Raw genomic sequence first — 19,468 nt, 5'->3', positions numbered from 1 at the left:
TTGATTTCAGCTTTTTATTTTGCGACAGCCCCATTTTTATTATAGAATAAATAGATTTTTATAAACACAAATTTATCTACTCTCTTTTTTATTGTTATACAATACTATAGATGATTTCTAATTACTTGATTTTATTCGTATCCACGCATCATCATATACCTTTTTCACATCACTAGGAAAATCCACATAGATTTCACATCTATCCATTATTTCTTTAGTCATATATGCATTAGGATTATTTCTAACTTCCTCTGGTTGCTCAAGCCTTGCTTCTTTATTAGGAGTTGTATACCCTATTTCATCAGCTATTCTTAATGCACTTTCCTTATCACTTACAAAGTTTATGAACTTTTCAGCACCATCAACATTTTTAGCATTATAAGGTATGCATAAGCTATCAATCCAAAAGTTTGCCCCTTCCTTAGGTACTACATAAACTAAATTAGGGTATTCAGCTTGAAGATTTAACCCCTCTCCAGACCAAATCATGTTTATATCAGACTCCCCTGCCGGAATCATTACAGTTCCATTATCAACACCATATATTGGATTGACTAATTTCCTTTGATTTAATAGTAGCTCTTTAGCTTCCTCAATTTCTTTTGGATCAGTTGAATTCAAAGAATATCCAAGTTTCTTTAAAGCCACTCCTATAGTGTCTCTATAGGTATCAAACATAAAAATTTTATCTTTATACTTTTCATTCCATAATATATCGAAGCTATCCACTTCTTCTTTTACTACATCTTTATTATAAATAAGTCCTACTGTTCCAAACATATAAGGAACTGAATATTTATTACCTGGATCTATTTCTAGATTTAAATAGTCTTCATCAATTTGAGATATATTAGGAATATTATCTTTATTTAATTCTTGAACAAACTTATTTTTTATCATTCTAGGCATTAAAACATCAGATACTAATATAACATCATAGTTTACTGCGCCCTGACTAATTTTTTGATACATAGTTTCCATATCATCAAAGGTTTCTACATTAACCTTTATACCATATTCCTTCTCAAATTCCTTTACAGTTTCTTCATCTATATTTTCACCATAATTGAAAAAGCTTATTTCTCTAGAAGAATCTTTACTACAACCTGCAAAAACTACCAACATTATTAAAAGACATGTTGATAGGCTCAATAATTTAAATAATTTTTTCATACTACACTTCCTTCCACATGATTTTATATATTATTTAAATCCTAAATATTCTTTCGGATTATAACATTATTTTAAATATATGTCTAATTGTATAGTATTTATTATTTAATTCACACAATACCCCTAAAACAAAATAAACCTCTATGTTTTTTATTTTAAAATTTTCACTTTATTAAATTATAAGTTTTAACTTGCGAAGTTACAGGATATGCTCATTTTCATTTATGGCACCATATTTTTTTCGAGCATCAAAAAATAGTTGTATCAAACTCTGATAATATGGTATAAATTCACCACTATCTATCATTGAAAATATCTCTTCTTTAGACGCCCACTTCACTTTCTGAACTTCTTCATACTGCAATGATAGTTCATTGATATCAACATCTTGTTCAATTAAATAAATATCGTCAAATCCATAGTTATAGTTCATGGTAATATGAGGTCTAATATTTTTTAAATCTACTCTTAGCCCAATTTCCTCAAACAATTCTCTTTCAGCTGCTGATTGGCTTGTATCACCTTTTATAGCACTTCCACCTACTGTTATATCCCACATATTTGACCAACCTTCTTTGAAAGGTTGTCTCTGTTGAATTAGCATATCACCATCTGAATTAAAAACACATACATGCACAACTAAATGATAATTATTTTTTTCAATAGGTTCACCTCGAACCATAGTTTCATTTGTTTTATTTCGATTAATATCATATACATCCCAAAGTTCCATATCATACCTCCCCTAATATATATTATTATATCTACTGATAAGTTTATTATATCTCATTACTTATGTTACAGTATTTTCACGTATAATAACAGCCCTAGTTAAGTCATATCAATGCCTAAGGCTAGAAATTGTACTTGGTCTTAAAGGAAACTCGACTCACTTCGTTCGCTGAGTAAGTTCGCCTAACTAAATCAAAGATTTAGAGGCTTATTTATGATACGATTCACTGTAATGGGCATAACGTAGACTTTTTAGTCTAAAACAATTTATATCCACAAATTATTAAAGGCTCCTGAGTTTTTTCTAGCCTAAATAAGATGGCTGCACATAATGATAACTAAATCATCATGTGCAGCCATTTTTATAAGCTTCTTTATTTTTTTACTGGTATCTGTATTTCGCTCAAATAATCCTCTGTATTTCTTTCATTCCAAGGTCCTTTTATAGCAACTTGACGTGGATTTCCAGCTATACTATATCCATTTTCCTCAATCCAATTTCCTAAAAAGTTGTATGCTGGTGCTAAATTAGAATAATCTCCTGGAACTAATATGCTAACAGCCTGCTCCACTACTTCAGTTTCCTTGAATATAAACTCATTTTCATTTTCCATAAGTTTGTCAACGCCCATTACTACCTCTACATCAACTTCACCTTCTTTATAGTCATCATCGTGATAAGTAGCATAAGCAATGTCGTTGCAATGAATGTTTTTTGATACAATGTATTTATCTAACCTTTCCCAAAGCATGCCTTCTGCATTATAAGCTGGTATAGTATCCCTCAAAGAAATAACCTTGTAACTAGGTATTGATTTTAATGTAACATTGTAACTCATATTAACCCTCTCCTTTTTCATATCCTTAATGGCGGAGTTGATTTTTTCAAGTCTTATTTCCTCAGCTCTTATATTATTCTTAATCTCTTCACCTTTGACTTTTAAAATATCTTCTAGCTTTTCCTCAGACTTTTCCTTCATACATACTGCTATATCAGCTACGTTAAAGCCCATATCTCTCAATGATACTATTAGGTTAATATCTGAAATCTGTTTTGCCGAATAATATCTATAACCTGTGAAGTCATCAATTTTAGCAGGCTTAAAAAGTCCCACTTCATCATAATATCTTAGCATACGGACAGATACCCTGGTCAACTTAGAAAAATCTCCAATCTTGAACATAAAATCAACTCCTATAAATTACTGCCATTCGAATGACATCTTTAGAATAATGCCTAACACCATGTGAGAGTCAATATTAAATCCCTATATCTTTCCAGCTTATTTTGAAGCTTCTTTTCCAAACAATTATATTAATTACAAAAAGAATTGCTATATATGCTACTACATAGGTAATATTATTTCTAATTATTATGTGTATTGCAGCAAATATCCCAATAAGCGCAAATGTAATCGCCCCTGGGCCTATAAGCTTACCACTATCAGTTGAAGCAAATTTCACACTAAAAGGCATCATCTTATTTGACAGTTTAAAATAAACTAATGATGATATTAAAAGGACTAAAAACATTACAATTAAGTCTAAGATTATCGATGGTCCCTTTAATATTAAAAACACCATAGCCGTAAATAAATAAACTGGTATAACTAATTTAAATAAGGTTCCTTTTATTGCTCCTTTTAATATTACTCCTGGATCTTTTATTGGTAATACCTTATATATAAATGCACCTTTATAATTATCGCTATTGTTTATATAAGCAGTGCAGAAGCATAGCATTAATACAGTTAAATACATTAATAAATGTACTTTTCCACCATAGCTTGTTCGAATAGTTTCGATAAAGGATTTATCTCTATCTGTAAAAATAAATAAAACTGGCATAAATACAGCCATTGAAAGAGAAGGATATACCTTAAGTTTAAAATTTCTTTCTGTAGATATCATATTTTTAGTAAATGTAAACATGCTTTTTTCAACTTTATCTTTGCAAACTATTCTGGCTATAAAATCTTTTCTTATTTTATCTCCACCTCTTATAGCTCCCCCATTATCATTTAGTTTTTGAAGGTTCTTTTCAAAATATGGTACTACCTTCTTAACATAAAGGATAATTAGTATTACTGGAGCTAATATTGCCATTACAGATAAAAATATTAAAAAAGGATTTCTATTTTCATCTATTAATATTCCAAAAGGAGCTGCAAACCACATAGATGGAACTAAACTATGCCAAAGCTTAGGTACATAGATAGCCGTAATATCTATAGTAGTAAAAAATCTATTAAATAACTGGTACCCAAAAGTAAATAAAAATGCTAATAATATTTGAAAGTAATTTATAATATCCTTTAGCTTTTCTCCATCAAAGAACTTTAAAACTAAAGTATATAAAAATGCCGTTATTACTACAACTAATAAAGCTATTAGTATGTTTTCCATAAAAAATATTGGTAAAAACATCACTCCATATTTTACTGTTCCAAAAATTAAAGGCATTAAATTAAGAGACAAAGATATACCAAGTAGATACATACATATATGAGTAAGCTTTGCCGCATTAAAGGTTCTACTATCTACAGGTTTTGGTAATAGTATATTTTTTTCCTTTACATCTAATAAAACAGCTGAAAAATCTGATATCATAAGTGATACCATCATAAATAGATTTACACCTATAATAATATTTATATTTTTTAAAGCTGGCATATCAGCTAACATTAACATTCCAATAAAAATGCTTAAAAATCCGTTAAAAAGAAGTAGTTGCTTATAATTATTCTTATCTTTATTTTCGGAAGACTTATTATTATTTGTCAAAACAGTACTTACTCTGCGTCCATCCATAGTTAATTTTATTTGCAAAATCATTCGCATAATATCATAATTAACACCGGCTTCTTTATACAGACCTTTAAATTTATCTAATAGTCTTAATATGACAAATTCATTCATAGCTATACCTCTTGAACTAAAGACACAAACTCTTTAGCAATCTGTCCGTGTTCATTAAATCCTGTTAATTCATTGAATACTTCTTCTAAAGAGCTTTCCTTTTCACTATTTTTAAGCTCCTCAAAACTTCCATCTGCAGCTATTGTTCCATTATCAATAAGTACAATTCTATCACTTACCTTCTCCACAACATCCATTATGTGTGAAGAATAAAATATAGTTTTTCCTTCCTTTGCAAGACTACTCATAACTTCTTTAAATATCATTACACTATTAGCATCTAGTCCACTTAGCGGCTCATCAAAAAATAATATATCTGGATTATGAATTAAACTACATATTATTAGCAACTTTTGCTTCATTCCTTTTGAATATGAAGATATTCTTGAGTTTATAGCTCCTTCAATTGTAAATAACTTCATAAGCTTTATTGCTTTTTCAATAAGGGTATTTTGATCTATGCCATATACTCCACCTAAAAAGCTTATATATTCAAATGCAGTTAAATTTTCATATATATCAGCAAGCTCTGGAACATATCCAATTTTCTTCTTGTACTCTACACTTCCATTACTTATATCTTGTCCTAATATTTTTACCTGTCCTGTATAGCCTTCTATTATACCAAGCATTATTTTTATAGTTGTACTTTTACCAGCACCATTAGTTCCTATATATCCTATTATTTGTCCTCTCTGTATCTCTAAATTTATTCCTTTTAGGACACGTTTATCTCCAAAGTTCATTCTAAGATCTTTAATTGATATTATACTCTCTAAATTCTCCATAAGCTTTTCCACCTCCAAAGCACAACATGTGCAAAATTAATATTTTGTTTAGGCATCTGAAAATAAATAATAAGTCAAAGATGGAAAGTATATTTTGAGTTAGTCAAGGAAACAGGTTCCGCAGATAGTAGCACGATCTAAGGGTTCTGTTGACGCAGTATAACACAAAATAGACGAGCATTCTGACTTATTTATTTTTTGAAGATGCCTTGTATCTCATACACTAATATAGTAGCAAATAAATGAGTTATTGTAAAATAAAGGTTTATTCATGGAAGATAAGGTAGACTTATTTTAAAGCCTACCTGTCAAAAATCTCTTTTATCAAACCTTTAACTTCTTCTATCCATTTATTGAATATACTTTATATATCAAAAAATAATTAATCTCTAATTGCATTTAACTTGTGAAGCAAATATTCTTTTTTGTTTAAAGGGTCATAAGTTGTCTTTTGGCGGGTTTTAGTAAATCCAAATGGTATTTCCTTGTATCCAAAAAACTTTGTTAGAAACATACCTTTACCTTCTGTATAGGAAGATATTTTTAGCTTGTATTCTTTTGAATTTTCTACTGGTATTAACCCTTTTATTAAAAATTCATCTTCAACAATAATGTAGTTATCAAAGGTTGCTCTCATAGTTTCTAAGTCCCAAATAGCTTTACCAAAAACATTTTGTGGAATCCTTAGTTCAAACTCATGCAGAGGTTCCAACAAGTAAGTTTTAGCTTCATATAATGCTTCCATAAATACCATAGGAGTTACATTTCTAAAGTCCGCTGGAGTGCTAACTGGACTAGAAAACTCTCCACATGTGAGTGTAACTTTTATATCAGTAACTTCCCAACCAAACAGACCCTGTTTGCTTGTCTTAACAACTGCTTCCTCAATGGCATTTTGAAAAGATTTTGGTAATGATCCTACTGAAACAGTGGAAATATATTTTAATCCCTCGCCTCTACCTGCAGGTTCTATTTTTAAACCTACTGTTGCCCAGAAAGGATTTAATTCTTCCTGCATACGCATTATTGCTGTACCAACATTTTTAGGAGTTTCTTTATAAATAGTCTGGATATTTGAAAACTCTACTTTAATTCCATAGAAATCATCTAATATAGAACTTAGTATTTCCATTTGAACTTCACCAAATAAGTTAATATAAATCTCTTTATCTCCATCATCCATACCTAATTCTAATAGTGGATCTTCTTCTGTGAGGAAGGTTAATGCCTTAAATAGCTCTCTATTTTCTTCTTTGTTAACAGCAGATATATTCGTTTTTAATGTTGGTTTAACTATAGATATATTTTTAGTTCTATCATTTGCAATTCCAATAACATCTCCAACCTGAAAATTTGTGAGCCCATATAAAATACCTATATCTCCTGCTTCTATACTAGATGTTTCAACAAGTTTACCATTTTCTAAGCCACTAATTTTATTCACTTTTTCTATCATATCTTTATTGGGTACTTCAATTTTATCTCTTACAGATATTTTACCGCCAAATAATCTTACATAAACTTTCTTTTCATTTGTATTTGTTCTTTCAATTTTAAAAACTACTCCAGATAGCCCACCGATGCAATCTTCACTGGCAAATGGTAGATAACTGCAAATTCCATCTAATAAATCTTTGATGCCAAGTCCAACTGATGCGGCACCAAAAAGTACAGGATATAAACTTCCTTTCCTTGAATAGAGTGAAAGCTTTTCTTGTATTTCTTTTTTATCATATTCTATTCCGTTAACATATTTCTCTAAAAATACTTCATCTAAATCTGATAAAATATTAATAACATCATCATTTGTTTCATCTAAATTATTTAGATAGCCCCCTCTGCTTCCTTCACCCTCTACCTTTTGTAATCTGACTATTTTATTAGACATTGTCTTTTTTATTTCTTCAAAAACTTTATTACAATTTGCTCCAACTCTATCTACTTTATTTATAAAAATTATGGTTGGAATTTTTAAAGCCTTCAATGTGTTAAATAATATTCTCGTTTGTGATTGAATACCTTCTACTGCAGATATAACTAATATAGCTCCATCTAAAACACTTAAAGAGCGTTCTACTTCAGAAATAAAATCCGCATGTCCTGGGGTGTCGATAATATTTACTTTAACATTGTTCCAAGTGTAGGATATTGCTGATGATTTTATAGTAATTCCTCTCTTACGTTCAAGCTCCATTGAGTCTGTTTGAGTATTACCTAAGTCTACCATACCAATTGTTTTTATAGCTCCACTGTAGAATAAAAGATTTTCAGTTGTAGTTGTTTTTCCTGCATCAACGTGAGCCACGATTCCTATATTAATTGTTTTCATATGCATCATCTCCCCCTCTAGTGCTCTTAATATCTTCTTTTTCCATCTTCTCAGCTATAACAGTCCTTATATTACAAAAAAGTTTGTTTGTGCGTTGTGATCTCGATATCTTAATCATCCTAATAATCTCCTTAAAAAACAAAAAGCCGCAAATGAACACAGGTTCACTTACAGCCTCATAATTATATGATCTAAATATAAACATAAAATATATGACTTTAATTTAGTCACTATCAAATAAATAATAGATCAGTTTTCTCGCCTATTTGCCACGAATACTGCGTCGTTAAAATCCTTGTCTCGTGACAAATATACTTCGAATCTTTGGTCTATTATTTATTTTCACGTGCCTTATACAACTTATTACTAAGTTATATACACTAAAATCTTATATCATATTTATAAATGCAGCAAAAATAGGCATAAAAATACCGTGTTTAGAACACGGCTTTCCTACTTATGCAAATAAGGTGTAACATGCTCATTTTAATACTGATTATTTTAGAAATACACAAATAAGCATGGTAGTCATTAATATTTCTTAAATTAATTCCACCACTAATAAACCTTGATAACTCAAGATTTTTTAAACGTACTTTCTAAAAACAATCCTTATTCAGTTAGTCTACTTAAAAACTACCTCTTTGCGCATATTTACAACACCTTTTCATTTATATTTCTTTCATGTTTATATTTAAATCTATTTATCTATATTATACATAAATTTAGTATTTTTTCAACAGTTTAACATATTATTTCATACAATTGTTCCTTAATTATATATAAAAAAAGCCATAGATTTCTCTATGACTTTAAATAGAATTATCTTCAATGCACTAATTAGTATCTTATCATATCTCTAGTAATTTCTTCTAAAGAATAAGAAGGAGAACCTCCTCCATCTAGATTTGGTTCTCCTCCAATACTTAAATACATTGTATTGAAAATTATCTTTTATAATACTTTCTTTATTTTTACTTATTATGACTTACTTGTGATACGCTTCCCCGCATCATCTGCAAGTGATATTTCTCCAATTAACTTCCTATTCTAATATATCTAATAAAAAAGTTAACTAAAAAACAAATCAGCTTACAATTTTGTAATAAACTCGTGAAGTAAGAAAATAAACAATAGCATAGAAAATAGCAAAGACAAAAATTGTTCCTGCTGTGCAGATCACAAACAATGTAACATTAGTGAGATTAAATACCGAAAGAAGCTTCACAATAACCTTAAAGGCAAAGGCAATATGAATAATTGCTGTTACAACTGGCAGAAAGAACACCATAAGCACTTGGTTGCCAATTGATTTTTTAATTTCTTCTTTGCTCATGCCAACCTTCTGCATGATTTCAAAACGCTCCTTATCATCATAACCTTCTGAAATCTGCTTGTAGTATATAATAAGAACAGTAGCCATAATAAAGAGTGCTCCAAGGAATATTCCTAGGAAGAAAAGTCCTCCGTATAGAGAAAAGAAGGATTCTCTGGATTCTTCCAAGCCTTCACAACGTGCATTAATAGATAATTGTTTTATTTTGCTATTAATTTTATTAGTTAAAGCAATTTCATTTTCCGCATTATCATCAGTATCAAAGGCAAAGTAATAAGATAAATCCTCTATTTTGCCATCAATCTGAGTGCTGGAAGCATATATTTTTTCAATTATCTTTTCATCAGGTACGATAATAAAGTAGCCGTTAGCAACTACTGCGGATGCTATTCCATCCACTGTCATGCTATTTATACGTTCTTTGATTTTAAACTCATTGCCTAAAATATTAATACTGTCTTCAGCTATTTCTCCTCTATAAGTAAAGAGCAGCACTTCATTTTCCTTTAAAGTAATAGATTTATTTTCCAAGTCATTATATTCACTTAGTGGTACAAACTCTAGGAAGCCTATATTGTTTGCGTCAAAATTACTTTCATCATCTGTGAAATAATTCTTATCTTGTATCATAGCTAGAGATGAAGATCGGTATTTAACTATATTTTTCAAAGTAATATTATCTTTATCTGCCTGCTCTTTTATAACATTATTAATAATTTCTGTCTTTTCTTTTGATAAATTTTTTGCGCTTATTGAAATATCTCTTGGATATCTTGTTCTAAGCACATCCTCCATACCAATATACAACGACACTGTTGTAGATAACATCACTAGAACAGTAGTTGAAAGAATACAAATGTTAGCAAGTCCTACTGCATTCTGTTTCATTCGATAAATCATGCCAGACACATTTATAAAATGATTGGTCTTATAATAAAACTTCTTATTTTTTCTAAGCATTTTTAAAAGAGCAATACTTCCTGCTGTAAATAAAGACCAAGTTCCTATCATAACAAGAATTGCTGCCAGAAAGAACATATTAAGCGCAGCTAGAGGCGATTCTGTAGTTAAGGCAATATAGTAGCCTGCTCCAAGGCTGAGAATTCCAATTAAAGTAAGAATCCACTTTGTTTTTGGCTCCTTTTCACCAACCTGACCGCCCTTAAGAAGCTCAACAGGTTTTGCAAGATGAATTTGTCTCATATTATTTATAAGAGTTAAAACAAAAATAAAGCCAAAGAGAATAACTGTTTTAACTATGGAGTTAGTTGATATAACAAATCCCATTGTAACCTTAAAGTTTAAAATCTTAAGAAGTACTAAAAACATAAGCTTACTTACTGCAATTCCAGATATCAGTCCCAACATCATGCTTATAATTGCCACCAAAAGGGTTTCCCAAAGCAACAACTTAGCAATATGCTTTTTCTCCATACCCAAAATATTATATAAACCCAGCTCTTTTTTACGCCTCTTTATAAGAAAGCTGTTAGTATAAAAAAGAAAAACCACTGAGAAAAAACCAATAACATAAGTACCTAATTTGAGTATTATTTTAAGTTCCGTCCCCCCAGACATACTGTTTAGTCCATCATTTACTGATATAAAATGCATGATATAAAACATGGCAATAGTGCTTATACAAGTTAGTATATATGGAAAATATGTCTTTCCATTCTTTTTAATGTTATTTACAGCCAACTTTTGATAGAACATCTTACTCATTTTTTACACCGCCTGTAGCAATTATAGTAAGTGTATCGGAAATTTTTTGATACATTTCTTCTTGGGACATGGAAGCTCTATATAGCTGATGAAACACCTCTCCATCCTTTATAAAAAGCACGCGACTTGCATGGCTGGCTGCTTTAGTGCTGTGAGTAACCATTATTATGGTTTCTCCTTCTTTATTTATATCATTAAACAGGTGAAGAAGCTCATCACTTGAATGAGAATCCAATGCTCCAGTAGGCTCGTCTGCAAGAATAAGCTGAGGATTAGTAATTAATGCCCTGGCAACGGCAGCTCTCTGCTTTTGACCTCCAGAAACCTCATAAGGATATTTTTGCAAAATATCATCTATTCCAAGCTTCTTTGCAATAGGCTTTAAACGATTATTCATTTCATTAAAGGACTTACCAGATAAAACAAGGGGCAAAAATATATTATCCTGCAAAGAAAAGGTATCAAGAAGATTAAAGTCTTGAAACACAAAGCCTAAATTATCACGACGAAACTTAGAAATTTCCTTTTCCTTAAGATTCATACTGCTTCTACCGCTCAGCACCACCTCGCCGCTTGATGGCTTATCTAGTGCTGCAATAATATTTAAAAGGGTGGTCTTACCTGAGCCAGACTCCCCCATGATAGCTAAGTACTCCCCCTTCTCAACTGAAAATGACACATCGGATAAAGCCTGAACATGATTTGTACCAAAACGGCTGGTATATATTTTTTTAAGTTTTTTCACTTCTAATATTGACATAATTTTCTCCTTTCAAACACTGAGTATTTCTAACATGTTCAGTATAACAAAAGGAAGAAATGTATGCCTTAACTTTGGCTTACATTTCTTCCTTTAACCTTACACAGTTGTAAGGCTGCATCAAAATCTTATTCTATTTGCACTTCAATTGTTGCCAGATTGATCATTACTTTTGTCCCTTCATCAACCCTGGAGTCTATAGTTATGCTGTGAGATAGCTTACTTAAAATCTGCTTACATAAATATAATCCAAGGCCTGTAGACTTTTTATCCCATCGACCATTATAGCCTGTAAAACCTCTTTCACATATACGATTTATGTCTTCTTCCCTTATGCCAATACCCGTATCTTCTATAACAAGAGTCTTTTCACTGAAATTATCCATGTATATTGAAATAGTTCCCTCTTTAGTATACTTCAATGCGTTTGATAGAATCTGCTCAATGACAAATACCAACCACTTTTCATCCGTTAAAACCTCACAGCTTAATTCTTCAAAATCTAACTTAATTTTCTTTCTTACAAACATCCTTGCATATTTTCGTACTGCCTGCTTTACTATATCATCGAGGCTGTATTTTTTTAACACAAGGTCAGAAGACATGCTCTCAAGCCTTAGATACTGCAGCACAAACTCTACATACTGCTCAATCTTAAAAAGCTCCATGGAAAGCTCTGAGTTTAGCTCACTTTCCGACCACTGAAGAATTAGACCCATCGCTGAAATAGGTATCTTAATTTGATGCGCCCATAAAGTATAGTAGTCTATTAAATTACTTCGACTCATATCTGCGCTATGAGCAATCTGAATATTATTGCTATAGAGAGTAGTAAGCAGATCCTTATAGTCCTTTTCAATTATATCTTTAGGCTCAGGGAGTTTATCAAAGCTTAAGGTAATGCTGCTTTTTAAATCTTGAAGCAATTTATGTCTATTATATAATCCTATAAAATCTATTATAAGGAAGATAACACCTATGCATGCACATAGTACACTAGCATAAACTACTGGCTCTACAGGAAGATTATATAAAGAAAATACAAGTGCAAAGATGGTACAAAACAAACCTAATAGAATAATTCCTTTAACACGCACTTTGAAATAGGAAATCATAAAATTAAAAACCTCTGTTTTCTTCATATCATTCCACCATATATCCTATACCTTTTTTTGTCGTAATAAAATCAGACAGACCTGCCTCCTGTAGCTTTTTACGAAGTCTTGTTATATTAACGGTTAAGGTATTGTCATCGATATAGCTGTCAGTTTCCCAAAGCCTTGTCATAATGGTATCCCGAGACACAGCCTTGCCTTTATTTTCGAGAAGAATCTGCAGTATCTTGTTTTCATTCTTTGAAAGCTCAATTTTTCTGTCGTGATAATTTAAGGTAGCATCACTTATATTAAGTATTGAACCTTTATGCTCAAGCAAGTTAGTCTGTCCTGTAAAATCATAGGTTCGACGTAATAAAGCCTGTACCTTTGCAGTCAGCACGTTAAGGTCAAAAGGTTTTGCAATAAAATCGTCTCCCCCCATATTCATAGCCATAACTATGTTCATACTATCTGAGGCTGATGAAATAAAAATAATAGGAACCTTAGAAACCTTTCTAATCTCACTACACCAATGGTAGCCATTAAAAAATGGCAAGGTAATATCTAAAAGAACAAGCTGCGGACTATAGGAAACAAATGCAGCAAGTACATCCTTAAAATCTGTCACACATTCTGCCTCAAATCCCCAAGACCTTATGTGATTCTTCACTGTTTTAGCAATTATCAAATCATCTTCTACTATTAGAATTTTATACATTTATTGCTCACCTTACTTTTCTTTCTAATATTTCTAAATCGATAGTATATTCTTCTCATGGTTTAAAAGCCATTGCTTTCTATCTATGCCACCAGCATATCCAGTTAAACTTCCATTAGTTCCAATAACCCTATGACAAGGTACTATTATCCATATTTTATTTCTACTATTTGCACTTCCCACTGCCCTAACACTTTTTTCATTTCCTACCCTAATCGCTAAGCTCTTATAGGATAAGGTTTCCCCATAAGAAATCTTCAATAATTCATTCCATACATTCTTTTGAAAATCAGTACCATTTAATGAAACCTTTAAATCGAATGCTTTTCTACTTCCATTAAAGTATTCATTTAACTGAGCAATAGTATTTTCTAATATTTCATTTCCTTTATTAATCACGGACTTTTCTTGCTCCACAAACATAACTGATAGTATTGAATCTTCAGAGCAAATTATTTCTAATATGCCAATAGGTGAATTAGAATAACCATAATATTTTTTAATCATACAAACACTTCCTAATAAAATTTTTATCATCGGTTATACTTTTATCTCAATTATACTATTTCTTTTTCTATACTCCTTAGGAGCAATACCTGCATTTTGTTTAAAACATTTATAAAAATTAGAAAGGCTTTTAAATCCTACATCATATGCAATCTCTAAAATAGTATCATTACTTTTACTTAGAAGCTGCATCGCTTTATTTTTTTAATTAATTCTCTATTTGGTTCAAAATTATGTTCCTTTATATCAGGTCTGCATAATTTACATGGTCTGAAACCTTCTTTTATGGGATCATCTACACTATTTAAAAACAATATATTCTCTGATATGCATTGCAAACTCTAACGATATAGATCTAAAAATGAAATCCACTTATCCATATTTAGATTCTGTCTAAACAACTTATTAGAACATTTTTTATAAATAGTTCATATAAATCTTATTTTATTATAATACTATATTTTCACTTATAAAAATAGTCCTAACCATTCAATACCAATGGTTAAGACCAGTTTTCGCATTTATTTATGATAAGGTTCTCCGTGATAGGTATAACAATTCCCTAAACAGTGTTCTCCTGCATCATATACTTCTGCCAAAGTGTCCTGAAATGACCTTCATTACTTACCAGATTAGAAAAATGACCTTCTTGAATAATTCTACCGTTATCCATAACCAATATTTTGTCAAACATATGAAGTAAATGAAGTCTGTGAACGCTACATATAATGCATCGGTCTTTATAATTATCAAATATATTCTGCATTATGGCTCTTTCGTTTATTGCATCTATACTACTTGTAACCTCATCCAGCAGCATAATACTCTTATCTTGAGCAAAATAAAGCCCTCTTGCCAATGCAAGCCTTTGCTTTTCCCCGCCTGATAAGTTTATTCCCTTTTCTCTTATATCTGTTTCTAAACCCTTTGGCATTCTAGCTAATACCTCATTCAGACAAGCCATTTTCATTACCCTTTTAAGCTTTTCTTCATTTAGCTCCAGTCCAAAATTAATATTCCAACCAATAGTATTTTCGAATATTTCAGAATCCTGAGGTACAAATAGAGCCATATCCTGAATTACTTTTAAATCGTTATACTCTTTTCCATCCATTATAAGATTAACATGATCAGGCTTATATAAGCCTGCAAGCATATTAAGAAATGTACTTTTACCTGACCCACTAGAACCTACCACAGCAATCTTTTCACAAGGCTTCATATCCAGATTAACATTGCATAGAGCACTGCCCTTATCTCCATATTTAAAATCAAGTCCTTTAACCGACATACGCTTCCAATTAAATCTGCTCTTTTTATTCTGTTCTAGTATTTTTGTGTATTCCTCCGTGTGTTTTACTAAATAACTTTGCTCTGCAGCTGAGTTTATTGGATCTACAGACTTTATTGATGCCTTCCAATGTATGATTTCATAAAAATTACTTGTAATCTGAAAGAATGCATCCCTCAACTGCCTAAAATAGTTAACAATCATTACAAGATTTCCTGTCATTATAGGTCCACCAGAATTACGGCATGACCATAAATAAAATATTATAATTGTAAGTTCTGTAAATATACCTCCAAAGGCTATAATAAAGCAGCGAGGCTGGTTAATCCAGAATTCATTCATGTTCTCGCTATAATACTCATCATACTTCTCATGAAGGTCTTTTCCTGTCTTTCTACCAAGCCCGAGATTTATAATTGTTTTAATATTTCCCACAAAATCGGATATCCTGGCAGAAAACACATGAAAGCTCTCATTTTGTCTGTCTAGAATAGGCTCAATTGCCTTATTCATTTTCGAAACAACAAATAAGTTAATTGATAAAAGTGTGATGCTTATTAGAGCTATCCTTATGTCAACCGTTGACAGGATAATAACCGGTCCTATTATTAGGATTATATTCTCCATGTAATTATTCTGTGAAAATCCAAAGTTGCGAATAGCTTCACCTGCAACCCTGATCCTGTTTACTACCTCTCCGGAATGATGTTCTGCATGCCACTTCAATGGTAGAGTACATAATTTATCATAAACATCATCTACTAAATGCTGCTGGTTTTTTAAGGCTGTATTAAACTCGAACCATCGTCCCGAATGATGAAAAACCTGAAATATAAAAAATCCTGCTACATAAAGTCCAAACCATTTTATGATTTTCGTTGGGTTATTTAACTGATAGGTTTGAAGAGAATTTATAGCCATCCCAAATGCGTAGGGCTGTAAAAGTTCTCCGCATATAGAAATTGAATGTAAAAAATATAGTGTAACCAATTTCCATCTATCTTTACCTGCATATTTCCACGTACTAACGAATAAATATAACATACTTTTTCCTCCTGTTAACTTTCATTCAATAAACTCAACATTATATTGAACAATAATTAGGAGGTACCCTTATGTGATATTTACTCTTCTTTCGTAATACATATCAACGTCACAATTTCTCAAATAACCTTTTCATTTATATTTCACCTCATCCCTTTTAAAATTATCTAGTATTAATTACCAATCTTTACCCATACATTATACCATATCGTCAATGTAAATCCACTTTAAACCTTAATTAACGTTTTATGTAATATATCAGGCTACAGACTGACTTTATATTTATTTCATATTGATAATATGCTTCCAACGTTACTTATGATACGTATCCCCATAACTATTACAAGTGAGGCTTTAAACATTTTATCCTCCTGGCTATTGATCAACTATTCCCTTATAGCTAGGGGTAATATTAGATATTCATAGTCTTTTGGGGATGAATGCTTTTGTAAGCGAATTCTGCTATGTGAAGCTCTCTAAAACCTAGACTATCATATAATTTCCTAGCAGTATTTCCAATAACACACCATAACACCACTTCTTTATAACCTCGATTATATATTTCGTTGCATAAATACATCACAAATTTTTTTCCTATGCCACGTCCTTGCAAATCTATTTTTACTGATACGCTGCTAATCTCATTTCCTTCTAAATGTCCATGTGCAGCAATTTCATCATTTTCTTCGTATGTAAAACGATTCGCTGCATCTGCATTCCACCCTTGTCGATTTTTTTCACTTGGCTGTTCAACCATAGAATCTGGAAAATCTCCTACTTTAATACGCATTTCATGAAATGCCTGTGCATACAAAGCATGACTTTGTGGATAGTCTTCATCAATATATAACCTTACAGGCAACTGGCCAATTGCGAACCTTCCTTCTGTATGTTTCATATAAGCACTTGAAAATTGCCTCTCATAGCCAAACCTCCTTGCGAACCTTTTTGACACCTCATTATCAGCACGAAAATTTGTCATGATTTTGCTTGCTTCTTTATGCAGTTTGTTTTCACCATACTGAACCACAGACTGTCCTATTCCTTTCCTTCGATATTGTGGTGCCACAAATACAATTAAGCAAGATGCTTTTTTTCCTGGTATTATTAGTGCTACTGCAACAATTTCCCCCTCTATGTATGCAACAGTGAGCGTTCCTGGTTCATTCTGCAATGCCCATAAAAATTCTTCGCTTGTTTCAATATCTTGAAGTAACATTTCCTTTACCACATCATACTCATTTTGACTTATTTCTTTATATAGAAGTTCCATTTCTCTTTTCTCCTCCCATAATTATCTTAGTATTATATATAATTCTCACTACACATTACTATTTGTCTATTATTCAAGTTTGTTACTAATTTCATTATAACATATTTTGTAAATATATTATTACTTAAGATATGGTATTTTTGCCTATAAAAATAGCCTTAGTCAAGTTATATCAATACCTAAGGCTAAAAATCACATTTGCTTATGATATAATTCTCCATTACAACTCCAACAGAGGTTTTTGTATCATTGGACTTCACTATATCTCCTATAACTCATTATCTATATCTTGATATATTAAGTTCCTTTACTCCGACTTAATCATAATATACCTCTTTATTTGCCATTTGCATTAATAACAAATCGCCATTTTAAGCTATAAGCACAAATCCAAGTCCCCTCATAATCAGTATCAATCTGTTCCAACTCATCATCACAGAAGAATATTGAAGCATCTCTTAAAATTATGGATGCTCCAAATATATCACCAAAATAATTATCTGCTGGAGGCCTTAGATTCATAGCTGTTACACCTTCAAAAATCATTTCGATATTGTTGCTTATTTGGCTATCTACTTTAACCATTACCTTTCTCAACTGTGTAAAACCCATACTTTTTTTTGAATCAACATAACCCCCACTAACATAGTTAATTTCATTAATAATAGAATCATGAAAATAGCATGTCTGATTCATCAATATATCCACATCATCTTGTGTCTCAACATAATGCCATTCTGTATCTCCTATATCACTATATAAGTTGTTCTCAAAAATACTACCTGTTAAGGGAATCAGGTTACCTTGTAATAGCCTAACCAAAGTATCACTGTCATCCCATAGCCATGAAAAACCTATATATTCAAAAAATCTAATATTCGAATCTAATAACCCCTTATATCCACCTAGCTGTTCATCTACAGATTGTGATTTTTTATAAACCCATTCGCATGGTCTATCTAAAGTAATTGAATTTACAAGTACCACAAGTTTATTATCCGTCTTATCCAAATAATCATAAAACATTAGGTTGCTTCCCATATCTTCAGGCGTCAAAACTAATAGCTTTTCATAATATCCTGAGTTGATTATTGCATAAACTTCAGATTTAAAATAAGTATCCCTCTCTTTATCATAAACACGTACCCTCATCTAAATACCCCCTTGTATAAATAAATAGATCTCACTCTTCTATATTTCTTATTGTAGAATGGTTTATCACAATTGTATATAAAAAACATAATTCCAGGGATGCTTTATTAAATATAACTAAAATAGCCTTAACCACAAATTTCAATGGTTAAGGCTGAAAACCTCACTTACTTATGGTACGGTTCTCCGTATCACATTGAAATGAGGTTTTTTTCATTAATCACCTAGATTAATTGTTTAAACTTATATCGTTACTAATTGTTCTTTAGAATAATTAGTTCCTTATTATACACTAGCTAATTAAATTATTTCTATATTGCAATATCTAAGTTCAATGTACTTATACCAATATTTCTTAAAATAAAAGAAGAAGGTATACCTTTAATATATACACCTTCGTCATTACTTAGATAGTTTATTAAGTTATCATCTAAATTAATCTTGATTGAATCAATTTCCATTACTTTAACTCATTTTTCTACATATTATATCATTTTTATATGTTTTAAAATAGTTTTATTCTTCTTCACTGTACTCTATTTCATCTTCCTCTAATATTGCCACATTCTTAATATATATTTTTAATAACTGGTCCTTTATTTTGTACTATAATAGTGCACTTTC

18 protein-coding genes are annotated in these 19,468 nt (G+C 31.0%); all 18 read right to left on the bottom strand.

The features are described 5' to 3' along the window. Positions 1-117: 117 nt before the first annotated feature. The gene (locus B2694_RS03960) at positions 118-1,173 is read right to left on the bottom strand and encodes a spermidine/putrescine ABC transporter substrate-binding protein (RefSeq protein WP_346884670.1); all 1,056 of its coding nucleotides are present in this window, start codon (positions 1,171-1,173) and stop codon (positions 118-120) included. A 199-nt stretch (positions 1,174-1,372) separates the two neighbouring features. After that, positions 1,373-1,906 carry an NUDIX hydrolase gene (locus B2694_RS03955; protein ID WP_346884669.1) on the bottom strand — a complete coding sequence of 178 codons (534 nt, stop codon included), beginning with the start codon at positions 1,904-1,906 and terminating at the stop codon, positions 1,373-1,375. 373 nt (positions 1,907-2,279) lie between these two features. Beyond that, the gene (locus B2694_RS03950) at positions 2,280-3,089 is read right to left on the bottom strand and encodes a MerR family transcriptional regulator (protein ID WP_346884668.1); all 810 of its coding nucleotides are present in this window, start codon (positions 3,087-3,089) and stop codon (positions 2,280-2,282) included. Positions 3,090-3,165: 76 nt separating this feature from the next. After that, positions 3,166-4,824: a hypothetical protein gene (locus tag B2694_RS03945; protein ID WP_346884667.1), complete on the bottom strand. Its 1,659-nt coding sequence runs from the start codon at positions 4,822-4,824 to the stop codon at positions 3,166-3,168. A gap of 2 nt (positions 4,825-4,826) precedes the next feature. Continuing rightward, positions 4,827-5,612, bottom strand: a complete 786-nt coding sequence (locus B2694_RS03940) for an ABC transporter ATP-binding protein (RefSeq protein ID WP_346884666.1) — start codon at positions 5,610-5,612, stop codon at positions 4,827-4,829. Between the two features lie 382 nt (positions 5,613-5,994). Further along, positions 5,995-7,941: a tetracycline resistance ribosomal protection protein gene (gene tet / locus B2694_RS03935; protein WP_346884665.1), complete on the bottom strand. Its 1,947-nt coding sequence runs from the start codon at positions 7,939-7,941 to the stop codon at positions 5,995-5,997. Beyond that, positions 7,928-8,059, bottom strand: a complete 132-nt coding sequence (locus tag B2694_RS03930; RefSeq protein WP_346884664.1) for a hypothetical protein — start codon at positions 8,057-8,059, stop codon at positions 7,928-7,930. The genes tet and B2694_RS03930 overlap by 14 nt, the downstream gene beginning before the upstream one ends. 969 nt (positions 8,060-9,028) lie before the next feature. Then, entirely contained in the window at positions 9,029-11,002 is a 1,974-nt protein-coding gene (locus B2694_RS03925; RefSeq protein ID WP_346884663.1) for an ABC transporter permease, read from the bottom strand. Next, positions 10,995-11,762, bottom strand: coding sequence for an ABC transporter ATP-binding protein (locus tag B2694_RS03920; protein ID WP_346884662.1), 768 nt, complete (start codon positions 11,760-11,762; stop codon positions 10,995-10,997). Before B2694_RS03920 ends, B2694_RS03925 begins: the two co-directional genes overlap by 8 nt. A gap of 128 nt (positions 11,763-11,890) precedes the next feature. Beyond that, on the bottom strand, positions 11,891-12,904 hold the full coding sequence (locus B2694_RS03915; RefSeq protein ID WP_346884661.1) for a sensor histidine kinase: 1,014 nt from the start codon (positions 12,902-12,904) through the stop codon (positions 11,891-11,893). A gap of 1 nt (position 12,905) precedes the next feature. Next, the gene (locus B2694_RS03910) at positions 12,906-13,577 is read right to left on the bottom strand and encodes a response regulator transcription factor (RefSeq protein WP_346847149.1); all 672 of its coding nucleotides are present in this window, start codon (positions 13,575-13,577) and stop codon (positions 12,906-12,908) included. A 33-nt stretch (positions 13,578-13,610) separates the two neighbouring features. Continuing rightward, complete coding sequence (locus B2694_RS03905; protein WP_346884660.1) at positions 13,611-14,084, bottom strand: methylated-DNA--[protein]-cysteine S-methyltransferase; 474 nt, start codon at positions 14,082-14,084, stop codon at positions 13,611-13,613. Between the two features lie 33 nt (positions 14,085-14,117). Then, positions 14,118-14,276, bottom strand: a complete 159-nt coding sequence (locus B2694_RS03900) for a helix-turn-helix domain-containing protein (RefSeq protein WP_346884659.1) — start codon at positions 14,274-14,276, stop codon at positions 14,118-14,120. Next, positions 14,264-14,398 carry a hypothetical protein gene (locus B2694_RS17800; RefSeq protein ID WP_414632713.1) on the bottom strand — a complete coding sequence of 45 codons (135 nt, stop codon included), beginning with the start codon at positions 14,396-14,398 and terminating at the stop codon, positions 14,264-14,266. The genes B2694_RS03900 and B2694_RS17800 overlap by 13 nt, the downstream gene beginning before the upstream one ends. A gap of 248 nt (positions 14,399-14,646) precedes the next feature. Next, positions 14,647-16,419 carry an ABC transporter ATP-binding protein gene (locus B2694_RS03895; protein WP_346884658.1) on the bottom strand — a complete coding sequence of 591 codons (1,773 nt, stop codon included), beginning with the start codon at positions 16,417-16,419 and terminating at the stop codon, positions 14,647-14,649. A 412-nt stretch (positions 16,420-16,831) separates the two neighbouring features. After that, a complete protein-coding gene (locus B2694_RS03890) occupies positions 16,832-17,692 on the bottom strand; it encodes a GNAT family N-acetyltransferase (RefSeq protein ID WP_346884657.1) in 861 nt (286 codons plus the stop codon). 336 nt (positions 17,693-18,028) lie between these two features. Then, on the bottom strand, positions 18,029-18,844 hold the full coding sequence (locus tag B2694_RS03885) for a hypothetical protein (RefSeq protein WP_346884656.1): 816 nt from the start codon (positions 18,842-18,844) through the stop codon (positions 18,029-18,031). A 311-nt stretch (positions 18,845-19,155) separates the two neighbouring features. Beyond that, on the bottom strand, positions 19,156-19,305 hold the full coding sequence (locus B2694_RS03880; protein ID WP_346884655.1) for a hypothetical protein: 150 nt from the start codon (positions 19,303-19,305) through the stop codon (positions 19,156-19,158). Positions 19,306-19,468: the final 163 nt, after the last annotated feature.

The sequence above is a fragment of the Clostridium sp. UBA4395 genome (assembly GCF_002390995.1).
GTDB lineage: Bacteria > Bacillota > Clostridia > Clostridiales > Clostridiaceae > Clostridium_J > Clostridium_J sulfidigenes.
The sequence above is the reverse complement of the archived record's forward strand: the minus strand, read 5'-3'. Positions and strand labels throughout refer to the sequence as shown.

Excerpts from the sequence above, each read along its gene's own strand:
- B2694_RS03890 (WP_346884657.1), bottom strand. The coding sequence starts at position 17,692 with ATGGAACTTCTATATAAAGAAATAAGTCAAAATGAGTATGATGTGGTA.
- B2694_RS03960 (WP_346884670.1), bottom strand. The coding sequence starts at position 1,173 with ATGAAAAAATTATTTAAATTATTGAGCCTATCAACATGTCTTTTAATA.
- B2694_RS03945 (WP_346884667.1), bottom strand. The coding sequence starts at position 4,824 with ATGAATGAATTTGTCATATTAAGACTATTAGATAAATTTAAAGGTCTG.
- B2694_RS03920 (WP_346884662.1), bottom strand. The coding sequence starts at position 11,762 with ATGTCAATATTAGAAGTGAAAAAACTTAAAAAAATATATACCAGCCGT.
- B2694_RS03885 (WP_346884656.1), bottom strand. The coding sequence starts at position 18,844 with ATGAGGGTACGTGTTTATGATAAAGAGAGGGATACTTATTTTAAATCT.
- B2694_RS03930 (WP_346884664.1), bottom strand. The coding sequence starts at position 8,059 with ATGATTAAGATATCGAGATCACAACGCACAAACAAACTTTTTTGTAAT.
- B2694_RS03910 (WP_346847149.1), bottom strand. The coding sequence starts at position 13,577 with ATGTATAAAATTCTAATAGTAGAAGATGATTTGATAATTGCTAAAACA.
- tet (WP_346884665.1), bottom strand. The coding sequence starts at position 7,941 with ATGAAAACAATTAATATAGGAATCGTGGCTCACGTTGATGCAGGAAAA.
- B2694_RS03915 (WP_346884661.1), bottom strand. The coding sequence starts at position 12,904 with ATGAAGAAAACAGAGGTTTTTAATTTTATGATTTCCTATTTCAAAGTG.
- B2694_RS03900 (WP_346884659.1), bottom strand. The coding sequence starts at position 14,276 with ATGCAGCTTCTAAGTAAAAGTAATGATACTATTTTAGAGATTGCATAT.
- B2694_RS03955 (WP_346884669.1), bottom strand. The coding sequence starts at position 1,906 with ATGGAACTTTGGGATGTATATGATATTAATCGAAATAAAACAAATGAA.
- B2694_RS03950 (WP_346884668.1), bottom strand. The coding sequence starts at position 3,089 with ATGTTCAAGATTGGAGATTTTTCTAAGTTGACCAGGGTATCTGTCCGT.
- B2694_RS03940 (WP_346884666.1), bottom strand. The coding sequence starts at position 5,612 with ATGGAGAATTTAGAGAGTATAATATCAATTAAAGATCTTAGAATGAAC.
- B2694_RS03905 (WP_346884660.1), bottom strand. The coding sequence starts at position 14,084 with ATGATTAAAAAATATTATGGTTATTCTAATTCACCTATTGGCATATTA.
- B2694_RS03895 (WP_346884658.1), bottom strand. The coding sequence starts at position 16,419 with ATGTTATATTTATTCGTTAGTACGTGGAAATATGCAGGTAAAGATAGA.
- B2694_RS03925 (WP_346884663.1), bottom strand. The coding sequence starts at position 11,002 with ATGAGTAAGATGTTCTATCAAAAGTTGGCTGTAAATAACATTAAAAAG.
- B2694_RS03880 (WP_346884655.1), bottom strand. The coding sequence starts at position 19,305 with ATGGAAATTGATTCAATCAAGATTAATTTAGATGATAACTTAATAAAC.